The sequence below is a fragment of the Sphingomonas sp. SP2 genome, assembly GCF_058313385.1.
Genome location: NZ_JBZFLD010000001.1, coordinates 1,769,765 through 1,783,438 on the forward strand (window position 1 = coordinate 1,769,765; position 13,674 = coordinate 1,783,438).

Annotated in this window: 9 protein-coding genes; 4 read left to right on the top strand and 5 right to left on the bottom strand. The window is 66.1% G+C overall.

Annotated elements, in window-relative coordinates; all coding sequences use genetic code 11:
• Positions 1–3: 3 nt before the first annotated feature.
• From AC4GYU_RS09010 to AC4GYU_RS09020, 3 genes are all read right to left on the bottom strand, one after another.
• Positions 4–1,065 carry an SDR family oxidoreductase gene (locus AC4GYU_RS09010; RefSeq protein WP_491086552.1) on the bottom strand — a complete coding sequence of 354 codons (1,062 nt, stop codon included), beginning with the start codon at positions 1,063–1,065 and terminating at the stop codon, positions 4–6.
• Positions 1,066–1,136: 71 nt separating this feature from the next.
• Positions 1,137–1,622, bottom strand: coding sequence for a hypothetical protein (locus tag AC4GYU_RS09015; protein ID WP_491086553.1), 486 nt, complete (start codon positions 1,620–1,622; stop codon positions 1,137–1,139).
• A 122-nt stretch (positions 1,623–1,744) separates the two neighbouring features.
• On the bottom strand, positions 1,745–2,227 hold the full coding sequence (locus AC4GYU_RS09020; protein ID WP_491086554.1) for a peroxiredoxin: 483 nt from the start codon (positions 2,225–2,227) through the stop codon (positions 1,745–1,747).
• Positions 2,228–2,332: 105 nt separating this feature from the next.
• Between AC4GYU_RS09020 and AC4GYU_RS09025 the strand changes: the two genes are divergently transcribed.
• Positions 2,333–2,908 carry a YqgE/AlgH family protein gene (locus AC4GYU_RS09025; RefSeq protein ID WP_491086555.1) on the top strand — a complete coding sequence of 192 codons (576 nt, stop codon included), beginning with the start codon at positions 2,333–2,335 and terminating at the stop codon, positions 2,906–2,908.
• Positions 2,909–3,008: 100 nt separating this feature from the next.
• Here the strand turns inward: AC4GYU_RS09025 and AC4GYU_RS09030 are convergent, their stop codons facing one another.
• Positions 3,009–6,095 carry a TonB-dependent receptor plug domain-containing protein gene (locus tag AC4GYU_RS09030; protein ID WP_491086556.1) on the bottom strand — a complete coding sequence of 1,029 codons (3,087 nt, stop codon included), beginning with the start codon at positions 6,093–6,095 and terminating at the stop codon, positions 3,009–3,011.
• A 299-nt stretch (positions 6,096–6,394) separates the two neighbouring features.
• Between AC4GYU_RS09030 and AC4GYU_RS09035 the strand changes: the two genes are divergently transcribed.
• From AC4GYU_RS09035 to AC4GYU_RS09045, 3 genes are all read left to right on the top strand, one after another.
• The gene (locus tag AC4GYU_RS09035; RefSeq protein ID WP_491086557.1) at positions 6,395–9,586 is read left to right on the top strand and encodes a TonB-dependent receptor domain-containing protein; all 3,192 of its coding nucleotides are present in this window, start codon (positions 6,395–6,397) and stop codon (positions 9,584–9,586) included.
• A gap of 80 nt (positions 9,587–9,666) precedes the next feature.
• Positions 9,667–10,446 carry a hypothetical protein gene (locus AC4GYU_RS09040; protein ID WP_491086558.1) on the top strand — a complete coding sequence of 260 codons (780 nt, stop codon included), beginning with the start codon at positions 9,667–9,669 and terminating at the stop codon, positions 10,444–10,446.
• Positions 10,447–10,460: 14 nt separating this feature from the next.
• Positions 10,461–12,026, top strand: a complete 1,566-nt coding sequence (locus AC4GYU_RS09045) for a sulfotransferase family protein (protein ID WP_491086559.1) — start codon at positions 10,461–10,463, stop codon at positions 12,024–12,026.
• A gap of 87 nt (positions 12,027–12,113) precedes the next feature.
• Here the strand turns inward: AC4GYU_RS09045 and ahcY are convergent, their stop codons facing one another.
• Positions 12,114–13,529, bottom strand: coding sequence for an adenosylhomocysteinase (gene ahcY, locus AC4GYU_RS09050; RefSeq protein ID WP_491086560.1), 1,416 nt, complete (start codon positions 13,527–13,529; stop codon positions 12,114–12,116).
• Positions 13,530–13,674 lie beyond the last annotated feature (145 nt).

Consider the following 13,674-nt stretch of genomic DNA (forward strand, 5'->3'; position numbering starts at 1 on the left):
TTTTCAGCTCATTCCTGCCGCGCGGATTCGCCGGCGCGCCTCGGCGGTGCCGACGTCCTCGTCGTTGCGACGCGCCAGCAGGAAGGCCCCGACCGCGGCGCCGCCCACGAGGGCTGCCGTCGCGACCGGGTGCATCTGCGCCTCGAGGAATAGCGACGTCTTGCGGGTGAAGGGCTCCTGGTTACCCGCCACGCGGCCGTCGACGCGGTGCTCGAAGAGATTGTCGCTGGTCCCGGGCGCGGGCGGAATGTCGCTCGTCTGGCTGAGTTCGCCGCCGATCAGCTCCATCCCCTTGTCCGCAAGCCGCGGCAGCGAGGGTGCCAGCGCGGTCAGCGCGAGCCCGCCACCACCGACGATCAACGTCCGGCGCCGGTTCTCGGCGGCGAAGCAGATTGCCTTGGCGACCAGCGACGCATCGTAGAGGGGCGGGGGCAGGCGGGCAGGCTTGTCGAGCTTGTTGCGGGCATGCTCCGGATACATGGTGTCGATCGCCGCGGGCTTGATCAACGTGACGCTGATCGACGCGCCTTCCTGCTCGAGCTCCATCCGCAGGCTGTCGGTGAATTGCATCACCGCCGCCTTCATCGCGCAATAAGGGCCCTGGAGCGGGATGGCGCGGTTGCTGAGCACCGAGCCGATGTTGATCAGCGCCCCGCCCGAGCCGCGGAGGTGGCGCACCGCCACCATGCTCGCCTCGACCAGTCCGAAATAGCCGACGTCGAACACGCGGCGATGTTCGTCGAGCGCTACATCCTCGAGGCGGGCGTAGATCGCCGCGGCGGCATCGTTCACCCAGCTGTCGATCCGACCGAACCGTTCGATCGCAAAGGCTGCAAGCCTGTCCGCCGCGCCCTCGTCGGCGATATCGAGGTCGAGCGCGGTCGCGTCACCACCCTTGTTGCGGATCGCGACCACCGCTTCGTCGAGCGCTTCGCTGTTGCGCGCCGCGAGCACCACCTTGGCACCGCGTTCGGCCGCCCGGCGTGCGGTCGCGAGACCGATCCCGCTCGATGCGCCGACAATGACCATCACCTGGTCCGACAAGGGCTTCAACGACACCGCCATCAATTTCTCCGCCTTAAAGGAAAGGGGCGCCGGGTGACCCCGACGCCCCTCATACAATCACCGAACCGCGCTCAGGCTCCGTAGGCGATGCTGCCCACCTTGCTCTGATCGTCGGCGGTCTCGTCGAGCCCGGTCGAGCCCGACTTTTGGACATTCGGTTTGGCCTTGTCGGCACCGACGACGGGCGTGGTCGAGCCGCTGCTGCTGCTCGTGTCGTTCGATTGCGAGAGCTTCGCGGCGGCGGCGCTGCTCGGGGAGGCGGTGGCCATTTCCGAAGTCCGCGCGCCGCGGGCGCTGTCCTGCGTTTTGGTGACCGTCGCGCTGCCGGTGTCGCCTTCCTGGCCCCACTTCATCAGCGGCTTGTCGCTCTTGCCGCGAGTGAGGAAGAAGGCGGCGGCGCCGGCTGCCACCGTTGCGGCCGCTGCGGCGGCATAGGGGCGGCTCTTCACGCCCTCGACGATGCGGTCGCGCTTGCGATCGCGGCTGTTGCTGCCGTGGGCGCGCGCGCTACCGCCGTGGGTGCGCTCGCCATTGTTGCGACTGTCACTGCCTGCCATGCCATTTCCTCCGTTACGCGTAGGGATCGGCGGGGAAACGAAACAGGCAGGTGTTGGATGCCCCGTTTGCGACGGAGCGAAGGATAGCGTCGCCCCGGCGCGAACCGGGGCGACGCTGATGCTCAGAGCTGCTCGAGCAGGGTCTCGGCGCTCGACGCCTTATATTCGCCCGGCGCCTCGACGTTCAGCTGCTCGACCACGCCGTCGTTGACGATCATCGAGTAACGCTGCGAGCGGACCTGGCCCATGCCGAACTTGGAGCCGTCCATGGTGAGGCCGAGCGCGTCGGCGAGCTGGCCATTGCCGTCGGCGATCATGGTGATGTCCTCGCTGCCCTGGTCCTTGTTCCAGGCGGCCATGACGAAGGCATCGTTGACGCTGGTGCAGGCAATCTCGTCGACGCCCTTGGAGCGGAGGTCGGCGGCCTTCTCGACATAGGACGGAAGATGCTTGGCCGAGCAGGTCGGGGTGTAGGCGCCCGGGACCGCGAACAGGGCGACCTTGCGGCCACCGAAATAGTCGCCGGTGGTGGTCGGCTTGGGCCCTTCGCTGGTCGCGATGGTGAGCGGCACGTCGGGAAGGCGGTCGCCGATCTGGATTGTCATTGGGGAGGCTCCTTGGCTGAAGGTCGTCGTGGCGGCCGCTCTACTAAGCGTTCGTTTCACCAACAAGACTTGTGCCGCGCCGCGGCAATGCCAAGATGTCGGGACATGGCCGCGGATCCCCCGTTTCTTTCCGGAAAATTGCTGCTGGCGATGCCCGGTATGGCCGATCCGCGCTTCGAGCGATCGGTGACGGCGCTCTGCATCCACGACGAGAATGGCGCGGTCGGAGTCGGCATCAGCCACAAGCGGGCCGGGATTCGCCTGCGCGGGCTGCTGAAGCAACTCGACCTCGATCCCGGCGTCGCGCCCGACGAGGCGATCCATCATGGCGGCCCGGTCGAACCGGGAAGGGGGTTCGTTCTCCACAGCAGTGACTGGGGCGGCGAGGACACGCTGCAGGTCGTCGGCGCGTCGGGCAAGCTGTGGGCGATGACCGGGACGATCGACGTCCTTCGCGCGATCGCCGAGGGCCGGGGACCGAGCCGCTGGCTGGTCGCGCTCGGTTATGCCGGCTGGGATGCGGGCCAGCTCGACGAGGAGATGACCCGCCACGGCTGGTTCGCCGCTAGCGGTCGCCCGGAAATCCTGTTCGACACGCCGACCGACGAGCGCTGGGCCGCCGCCTTCAAGGCCGAGGGGATCGACCCCCGCCTTCTCGCCAGCGAGACCGGCGCGGCCTGATCCGCCCCGCGACGACCTTCGGGCCGTCCAAGTTCAAATGCGCAAACGAAGAAGGGCCCCGGTTTCCCGGAGCCCTTCCCGTTGCTCGAGGCCGTGAGGCTTAGAGCTTGACGTTGACGTTGGCGAAGAAGCTCCGGCCCACCAGGTCGTAACCCGAGTAGAGCGGCGCGTTGCCGACGGCGTTGAAGATCCCGCTGGTGATCCGCGGCGGGGCCTTGTCGAACAGGTTGCGGACGCCGACCGTGAACTCGAAACGATCCGACACGTCGAACTGAACCGACGCATTGTGAAGGAAATAGTCCTTCGTATCGAGCAGGTAATTGTCGCGGTAGAACTGCTCGGTGGCCGGATCGACCTCGCCGGTCAGGTTGTCAAAGGCGAGATACTTGTAGGTCTTGCCCTTGCTGCCGCCGATCCAGTCCAGACCGTAACGGAAGGTGATGTGCTTCGTCGCATAGGTCGCGTCGAAGTTACCCACCCAGTCCGGCGTGGAGACGATGCCGTTGGCGTCCGAGAGGAATTCCTCGGGGAACAGGCGGCTCGACTGCTCGGTGTACTTGGTGACGTTGGCGTTGAGGATCAGCGTGCCCGGCCCGACCGCCTTGGTCGAGAAGCGCCCGTTGAACTCGTAACCCTTCACGATCGATTCCGACAGGTTCACGAAGCTGCTGACGACCGTCAGCGCGTTGTTCGAATCACGCGTGACGAAGCGGCAGAAGCCGGCGTTCGGGTCGAAGTTCTCGGCCGTGTAGCAACGGTTGAGGATGGTCTCGCCGGAAAGGTCCGACACGCCGTTCTCGACCTTGATGTTGAAGTAGTCGAGCGCGAGGCTCAGCTGACCGATCGAGGCCGGGATCGGAGGACGGGCGACGACGCCGACCGACCAGTTCTTCGAGGTCTCGGCTTCGAGGCCCGCATCAGCGCCACCGACCCGGAAGACGGTGATGCCGCTACGCTGCTCGAAGTCCGGCGCCAGACCGACGGCCGCGCAGTTGCGGGCGAGGATCTGCTGGGCCGGCGACTGCGCACCCGGCGCCGGCAGGGCCGAGCAGGGGTCGCTGTTGCTGCCGAGGAAGCCGCTGGTGGCACCCAGGAACTGCTCCGCAAGCGCCGGGGCGCGATAGGAGGTGCCGTAGCTGCCGCGGAAGCCGAAGCCACGGACCGGCTCCCACTCGCCGGCGATCTTGTAGGTCGTCTGGCCGCCGTACGACTTGTAGTCGGTGTAGCGGACCGAGCCGTCGACGTTCAGGCGGTAGAAGCCCGGCGTGTCGCGGAGGATCGGGACGAACAGTTCGCCGAACACTTCGCGGACGCTGTCGCTGCCAACGGTCGGCGTGCCGGCGGTGAGGCCGAACAGGTTGCCGTTGATGCTGTTGGGATCTGGCTGATCGTTGATGCGCTGCTTGCGATACTCGGCGCCGAGGGCGAGCTGGACGTCACCGCCCGGCATCGCGAACAGCGGACCGTCGACACCGAACGCGGCCGTGGTCTCGCGGAACTTGGTCGTGCCAATCGTATTGTCGACGATATAGTCGCGGAACGCTTGCGGAAGCTGGCCGCCGATGACCGCCGCGCTGAGCGCCGGAGCGGCAACGCAGTTGGGGATCGAGGCCTGCGCCGCGCAGCTGAAGCTGCCGTCGGCATTCTGGACGACGTTGAGCGAGGTCGCGAGACGATCGGTCAGGAACGATTCGATCTCGTAGGTCGCGTCGTTCCACGACTTGCCGAGATAGAGGTCGTAGCGCCAGTCCTTGAAGAAGAAGTCGCCGCGGATGCCGCCCGAGGCGCGGACATAGTCGACTTTCTGGCGGCTGTCGGTGAGGCCGTAGCCGATGAAGGCGCGGGCCGCGATCGTCTGGCCGCTCGAGGTTTCCGTCGGGTTGGCGAAGACGCCGTCACGAAGGTCCGCCGGGAGCAGCGGGCTGCCGGTCAGATAGTCGAGGCTGAGCTGGCGATAGAGCGGCGACGACGACTTGCGGCGGGTGGCCAGAAGTTCGCCGTACAGCTCCGAACCGCCGAGGACGCCGAGGTCATAGGTGCTCGACAGGTAGCCGGTGATGATCTCGGCACCGGTGATCAGGGGCTCGCGCTCCTGCTGCGGATCGAAGGTGTCGCGGTCGTAGAAGCCGACGCCGAGATAGCCCGGGAACGGACCGGTGGTCTGGCCGGGGGCCGGGACGAAGCGGTTGAAACGGCCCGGGAGGCCGCTGGTGCGACCGATGCCGTCACGGGTCGGGATGCCGAGCGTGTTGATGGTCACGCCGCCATTGTCGAGCGTGAAGCAGGCCGGCTCGCCGGTGACGGGATCGATATAGTCGCCCGAACCGAATTCCGTGCCTTCGCCGCTGAGGAAGCCACCGATCGGGCAGCGGAAGAAGTTCGACTGGTTGCGGGCCAGCGCCGAACGCTTGCGATACTCGACCGAGCCGATGACGCTGAGGCGCGGAGCCTGGATGCCGAACGAGGCGGCGATGCGACGATCAACGCCGGCGCCGAGCTCGGGGACATTGACCTGCGCGTCGATGTTGAGGCCGGTCAGCTTGCGGTCGGTGATGATGTTGACGACGCCCGCGATCGCGTCCGAACCGTAGATCGACGAGGCGCCGGCCTTGAGGACTTCGATGCGCTCGACGATGGCGGTCGGGAGGACATTGAGGTCGGCCGCGAGGACCGAACCGCGGCTGCCGCCCGGCGCCAGGCGGCGGCCGTTGAGCAGGATCAGGGTGCGGGCCGGCCCGAGGCCGCGCAGGCCGAGGGTGTTGGCGCCGGTGCCGCCGTCGGTGACGTAGCCGCCGAACGCGTTGTTGATCTGGCCGGCGCCCTGGGTGACGGCGGCGCTCTGCAGCGCGTCGGTCGAGCTGTTGAAGCCCGACTGGGTGATTTCTTCCGCGGTGATGACGGTCAGCGGCTCGGTGGTGCTGAATTCGTCGCGACGGATGCGCGAACCGGTGACGGTGACCGTCTGGTCATTCTGCGCGCTGGTGTCGGCGTTGCTGAGCGTCGAGGCCGGATCGCAGACGCCATCCTGGTTCTCGTCCGGGCAGTCCGGATTCTGCGTCTGGACCGGAACGTCCTGTGCCGTCGGGGCCGGGGTGGTCGCGTCCTGCGCCGCGGCGGGCGAGGCAATGAGAGCGCCGAGCGCGAGCGCCAGCGTCGAGGTGGTCAGCGTAAGCCGAGTAGTTCGCATGTGGGTCCGTCTTTCCAGGGATTTGAAGAGAGCAGAGCCGCTTCAAGCCGCTGGAAAGGCAAAGGGCAATGCGGAGCGACGATATCTTACAACTTAATCCATGTTGTTGCCTGACAGCAACGGTAAGCCCGATTTGGGCTTGACAGCCTTTTGCGCGCTTGCCGCCCTGGCTCGCATTTGTGACTGTGGTCCCCAGAGCACATCGGCGCCGTAACGACTGCCCTTTAGGGCATGGCGGCTTGTGCCGGTGTCTGCGTGCTGAAATACAACATGCTGGGCAGAAAAACGGGGTTGTACTCATGATTAAGCGCGAGCTTCTCAACGCCACCGCTCTTCGCGGTCTTGCGGTGGCAGCCTTGGTGACCGGCTTCAGTTCGACAGCGTTCGCGCAGACGACCCTGCCGCCCGAGACTCCGGCCGACGAGCAGACGGCGGCGGGCGAGACTCAGCCCGAGAACGAGACCATCACTAATGCCGACGGGTCGCCGGCCCCGGCCGCGAGCGACGAGGTCGTCGTCACCGGTTCGCGCATCCGCCGCTCCGAATTCTCGAGCCCGGATCCGATCGCGATCATCAATCCCGAACTCGCCGAGAAGAAGGGCAAGATCGACCTTGCCCAGACGCTGCAGAGCTCGCCGATCGCCGCCGGCTCGACCCAGATCACCTCGGCCCTGTCGTCGAACTTCGTCACCAACGGCGGTCCCGGCGCCTCGACGCTCGACCTTCGCGGTCTTGGTCCAAACCGCACGCTGATCCTGCTCAACGGCCGTCGCGCCGGCCCGGCGGGTACCCGCGGCGGCGTGTCGAGCTTCGACCTCAACGTCCTTCCGCAGTCGATCGTGCAGAATGTCGAGATCCTCAAGACCGGCGCGTCGTCGGTCTATGGTTCGGACGCGGTCGCGGGCGTGGTCAACCTGATCACCAAGCGCGACACCGACGGCCTGCAGCTCGACCTCAACGGCTCGCCGACCCAGCGCAGCGGCGGCAACCAGTATCGCGTCAGCGCGATCTGGGGGAAGGATTTCGGCCGCGGCTATCTCACCGTCGCCGCCGACTATTACAAGCAGCAGGAGCTGAAGCGCGGTGACCGCAGCTTCCTCAGCTGCCCCGAGGCCTATACCTTCCGTCCGGACGGTAGCCGCGCCGACCTCGTCGATCCGCGCACCGGCTCGTACAAGTGCGAGGACCTGCGCTGGGGTCACGTCTGGACCTACAACCTCATCGACAACCTGCAGCTCGACGGACCGGGCGGACCGGACACCGGCCCGAACACCTCGATCGGCGGCGGCACGGTGCTGATCCAGTATCAGTATCCGGGCGAGAATCTCGGCCTGCCGGCCTATGGCGCGCCGTCCTACTTCGGCGACTTCGGCGCCCCTCCGGGCTGGTTCCCGACGGGCTATGACGCGCGCAGCCTGGCGGTGCAGAACAGCTACCACCCGTTCATGCTCGAGCAGACGATCATTCCGAAGACCGAGCGTGCGACGGGCTACCTGACGGCTGGCGTCGACATCAGCGACAATGTCGAGGCGTTCGCCGAATTCCTCGTCAACCGCCGCAAGACCTACCAGAATGGCTGGCGTCAGTTCTGGAACTTCGGCTTCACCGGCGACCTCTACGGCACCGGCAACCTATACGGCACCGGCACCATCTGGGCGCAGGGCTGGGAGGGCGTGAACTTCCTTTCGCCGACCGGCATCACCAACCTGTCCGACAGCAGCCAGACCGTCGATTATTATCGCGGCGTCGGCGGCCTCAAGGGCGACATCGGCTTCATCCCGGGCTGGAAGTTCGACAGCTACGTCCAGTACAGCCGCTCCAACGGCAAGTATCGCACGCAGCAGATTCTCCAGGACGTCTATGACAGCGGCTATTTCCAGACCGCCTCGTGCGTCGGCCAGATCCTGCCCGTCTCGAAGAAGCAGTGCATCGACCTGCCCTGGACCGATCCCTATTTCCTCGCCGGGCAGCTGACCCAGCAGCAGGCCGACTTCCTGACCAGCTGGGAAACGGGCAAGACCCGCTACACTCAGCTGAACGGCGAAGTGTCGGTCTCGGGCAACCTCATCAAGCTGCCCTACGGCACCGTCGGCCTCGCGCTCGGCGCCTCGGTCCGTCGCGACCGGATCAACGACGTCCCGGGCGAGATCACCCGTGCGGGCAATGCCTGGGGTGCCTCGACCAGCGGCATCACCGCGGGCGAGTCGATCACCAAGGAAGCGTTCGGCGAAATCAACGTCCCGCTGCTTCGTGACCTTCCGGGCGCACGCGACCTGACGATCAACGCCGCCGCGCGCGTCACCAGCGTCACTGCCACCCGCAAGTCGGACGGCGTCAAGGACCGCGACAACGGCAACTGGACCTACAAGCTCGGTGCCAATTACGCGCCGACCCGCTGGCTCCGCTTCCGCGGCACCTACGGCACCTCCTACCGCGCCCCGGCGCTCTTCGAGCAGTTCCTCGCCAACGAGACGAGCTTCACGCCCGTCCGCAACATCGACCCCTGCACCAACTATGCGGCGGCCTTCGCCTCGGGCGCGATCAACCAGCGCATCCGCGATAATTGCGCCTCGCAGGGCATTCCGGGCAACTTCAGCGGCGGCTCGATCACGGCCACCGTCTTCAGCCAGGGCGGCCTCGGCCTGCTCGAGGCCGAAACCTCGAAGGCCAAGACCGCGAGCATCATCCTTACCCCGCGCTTCGGCTTCATGCCGCGGACCCGGGTCGACTTCGCGGTCGACTGGTTCGACATCGAGGTGAAGGGCCAGATCTCGCAGCTCGGCGCCGGCAACATCGTCTTCGGCTGCTACAACAGCGAGTTCTTCCCGACCGATCCGCTCTGCTCGCTGTTCAACCGCTCGACCAGCGGCGCGACGCAGTTCGTGATCCAGACGGTCCAGAACAAGTATATCAACATCGCCAGCCAGCGGACCGCGGGCTTCGACTTCACCACCAGCGTCCGTCACGACGCCGGTTCGTGGGGCGACTTCAACATCGTCGGCAACGCGACCTACACGACCAAGCAGAACTTCGCTTTGTTCGCGGACACGCTGCAAAAGAATGTCGGCGAGGTCGGTTCGCCGCGGTTCGTCGGCGACATCAACCTGACCTGGTCGTCGCGCAACACCGGCTGGTCGCTGTTCTACGGCCTCGACATTATCGGCAAGTCGAGCAGCAAGCGCGACCTCAGCCAGATCGACGATCCGGTCCAGACGGGCTGCTTCGTGACCACCATTCGCGGCACCTATTGCCCGAAGGTCACGACCCCGACCGTGCTCTACCACTCGGCCTCGATCACCAAGGAGATCGAGAATTTCGACTTCACGCTCGGCGTGTCGAACCTGTTCGACAAGCGGCCGCCGCGGATCTCGGTGCTGAACGGTGGCGTGATCGGTACGCTCGGCCAGGCGCCGGCCGTGTCGCAGTATGACTGGCTCGGCCGCCGCTTCTTCGTCAACGTGACGGCGAAGCTCGGCTCGAAGAAGCGCTAAGCAGCGTTCGACAGGGGGAGGGGCGGCGAAGTCATTCGTCGCCCCTTGCCATGTCGGCGCGGCGCGCACACTCCTTGGCGATGCCGACGGTGACCCTCAAGCGCGACCGCCTGGACGAGGAAGCCGGGCGTTTTGCGCAGGTGCCGCTCGAGCAGCCGCTGTTCGTCAATTCGGTGCCCAAGAGCGGCACGCACCTGCTCCGCAACATCCTGCGGATGTTCGTGCCGCCCGCGCAGCATTACGATCGCGACTTCGTCCAATATCCCAACCTCGCGCAGACGCAGGAGGCCTTCCACCGGCCCATGCTGTCCTGCGGCCACCTGCTCTTCACCGATACGACGGCGATGGTCACCGCCCATGTCCGGCGCCTCCTGCTGGTGCGCGACCCCTATGATTGGGTCCTCGCCCGAGCACGCTTCTTCCTGTCGGAGAATTTCGACGGCGACATGGCTGAATTGCGCGATCCCCGGCTTCCGCTCGGCGACCTGCTCAGCCTGATGATCTTCGGCGTCTACCGGAAGGCCCCGTCGCTCAACGAGACCTACAGCCACAATGCCGCGGCCTGGCTTCCGGGCGCGGCCCTGCTGGTCCGGTTCGAGGAATTGAAGCGGGCCGTCGCGACGCTGGAGAGCGAACAGTCCGAGCACTATTTTGCGACCTTGCTCGAAGCCGCCGGGATCGCTCGGCCCGACGACTGGCGCGAGCGGGTCCGGATCGGCGCGGACCCCGCGCACAGCGGGACCGCCCGCGCCAATCTCGCCGGCGTCGCGCGCGCGCTTCCCGAGACGCTTCCTGAGGAACATCGCCGCCTGGTCGACTATGAGGCGCCCGGCCTTCGCGCGCTGCTCGGCTACGCCTGACAAGACAGGAACTCATGGTCGACGCTTTCCCCCTCCTTGCCCGCGCGCAGCAGAGCTTTCGGGCCGACCGCCACGACGAGGCGGCGCAGCTTCTGGTCCAGCACCTCCGCCAATATCCGGGCGAGCCGCGCGGCCTTGCCCTGCTCGGCTCGGTCGCCGCCGCGACGGGCGCGCTGTTCCAGGCGGAGATCTTCTACCGCCAGTCGCTCGGCCGTGATCCCAACAGCCGTGAAACCCGGCTCGAGCTCGCCCGCTGCCTCAACCAGCAGGAGAAACTTCCCGAGGCGCTCGCGCTGTTCGAAACGATGCGGCGCGACGAGGACAGTTCGACCGAGGTGATCGTCAGCCTGATCCTCGACAAGCTCGGCCGTCACGACGAAGCCCGCGCGATCCTCGCCAGGGCCGCCGAGCTTCATGGCGACCGCCCCAACGTCTGGCTCGCCTACGCCCACAATCTGCGCAGCGCCGGCCAGACCGCCGATGCGGTCGACGCCTATCGCAAGGCGATCGCGCTCATGCCCGATCTCGGAGATGCCTGGTGGGGCATTGCCAGCATCAAGCAGAAGGTCTTCACCGACCGCGACATCGCCGCGATGGAGGAAGCCGCGGAAGGCGCGGTCGACGTCAACAATCTCGCGCCGCTGCACTTCGCGCTTGGCCGCGCCTTCCAGGCCGAGAAGGACTATGACAAGGCCTTCCATCATTTCGCCGAGGCCAATGCGATCTGGGCGCGCTCGCTCGACTATGATTCGACCCAGCTGACCCGCGAGGTCGCGGAAAGCGAACGGCTGTTCACCGCCGAGAGCGCGGCGACGCTGGGGGAGGGCGGGGTGCATGACCCGTCCCCCATCTTCATCGTCAGCCTTCCGCGCTCGGGCTCGACCCTGCTCGAACAGATGCTCGGTTCGCATCCCGAAATCGAACCGCTTGGCGAACTGCCGCACATCCCGGCGCTGCTCCGGACGATGATGGAAGGCGCGACGCGCGCCGGCATCCGCTCGGTTCCCGAGGCCATCGCCCGCCTGTCACCCGCCGACCGCCACGGCATGGGGCAGGAATATCTTCGCCGGGTCGCCGCGCACCGTACGACCGACCGGCCCTATTTCGCCGACAAGATGCCGCACAACTGGAGCAACGCGCTCCTCCTTCGCGCCATCCTGCCCGACGCCAAGATCATCGACATCCGCCGCGACGCCATGACCTGCTGCTGGTCGAATTTCAGCCACAGCTTCAGCCGTGCCCACGCCTCAAGTTTCACGCTCGAGGGCATCGGCCAAGCCTATGTCGATTATGTCCGCTTCATGGATCATCTCGACAAAGTCCTGCCCGGCTGGATCAGTCACGTCCGCTATGACGAACTGATCGAGCGGCCTGAGCCCGTGCTCCGCGCGCTGTTCGAGCAGATCGGCATCACGTTCGACGACGCCGTGCTTCGCTTCCACGAGAGCAAGCGCGAGGTCCGCACCCCGAGCGCGGAGCAGGTCCGCCGACCCCTCAACCGCGAAGGCGTGGGGACGTGGCAGCCCTATGCGCAATGGCTCCAGCCACTGCGCGCCGTGTTGGGCGACCTCGCCGCCTGAGGCGCTCGCAAAAGAAAGGCCCGGCGCCTGCTTCCGCCCCGAAGGGCTAAGCGGGCACCGGGCCAATAATTCTGCGAGAAGCGCCGCTTAGTAGCGGTAGTGCTCAGGCTTGAACGGGCCCTGCTGCTTCACGCCGATGTACGACGCCTGCTTGTCGCTGAGCTGGGTCAGCTTCACGCCGAGCTTTTCGAGGTGAAGCGCGGCGACCTTCTCGTCGAGGTGCTTCGGCAGAACGTAGACGTCGTTGCCGTACTGCTCCGACTTGGTCCACAGCTCGATCTGCGCGAGCGTCTGGTTGGTGAAGCTCGCCGACATGACGAAGCTCGGGTGGCCGGTCGCGTTGCCGAGGTTCACGAGGCGGCCCTTCGACAGGACGATGATCTTCTTGCCGTCGGCGAATTCGACCTCGTCGACCTGCGGCTTGATCTCGGTCCACTTCATGTTGTTCAGCGACGAAATCTGGATCTCGCTGTCGAAGTGGCCGATGTTGCAGACGATCGCCATGTTCTTCATCGCGCGCATGTGGTCGAGCGTGATGACGTCCATGTTGCCGGTCGCGGTGACGAAGATGTCGGCGCGCGGAGCGGCCTCTTCCATCGTCACGACTTCATAACCTTCCATCGCGGCCTGGAGCGCGCAGATCGGATCGACCTCGGTCACGAGCACGCGCGCGCCGCCGTTGCGGAGCGAAGCGGCCGAACCCTTGCCGACGTCACCGAAGCCGGCGACCACGGCGACCTTGCCGGCGAGCATCACGTCGGTGCCGCGACGGATCGCGTCGACGAGGCTTTCCTTGCAGCCGTAGAGGTTGTCGAACTTCGACTTGGTCACGCTGTCGTTGACGTTGATGGCGGGGAAGGGGAGCTTGCCCTGCTTGGCGAGCTCGTAGAGGCGGTGAACACCGGTGGTGGTCTCTTCCGAGACACCCTTGATGTTCTGGACGGTCTTGGTGAGGTAGCCCGGACGCTCCTTGAGGAAGCGGTTGAGCGTCGCGACGAAGATTTCCTCTTCCTCGTTCGACGGGGTGAAGAGGGTCTCGCCCGCTTCGACGCGCGCGCCCCACAAAGCGAACATGGTGGCGTCGCCGCCGTCGTCGAGGATCATGTTGCAGGTGGTGTCGTCACCGTCCTTCGACCAGTCGAAGATGCGGACGACATAATCCCAATATTCCTCCAGCGTCTCGCCCTTGACGGCGAAGACGGGAACGCCGGTCGCGGCAATCGCGGCGGCGGCATGATCCTGGGTCGAATAGATGTTGCAGCTCGCCCAGCGGACCGTCGCGCCGAGCGCAGTGAGGGTCTCGATCAGGACGGCGGTCTGGATCGTCATGTGGAGCGAGCCGGTGATCCGCGCGCCCTTCAGCGGCTGGGATTCGCCATATTCCGCACGCAGCGCCATCAGGCCCGGCATTTCGGTCTCGGCGATCTCGATTTCCTTGCGCCCGAAATCGGCGAGGGAAAGGTCCTTGACCAGATAGTCGCGGGTCAGGGTCTGGGTGGCCACAATCAGTCTCCAAGCATGGAAGGCCGCGCGCAGGAAAGCGGGCAGCCGGTCGCCCGCGCCCATAGCGGGACATCAGATATAAAGAAAGCTTTATGTCTGCTCTCGGGCGGGCGGATCGCGCCCAAAGGAAAAGGCCGCCCCTTGC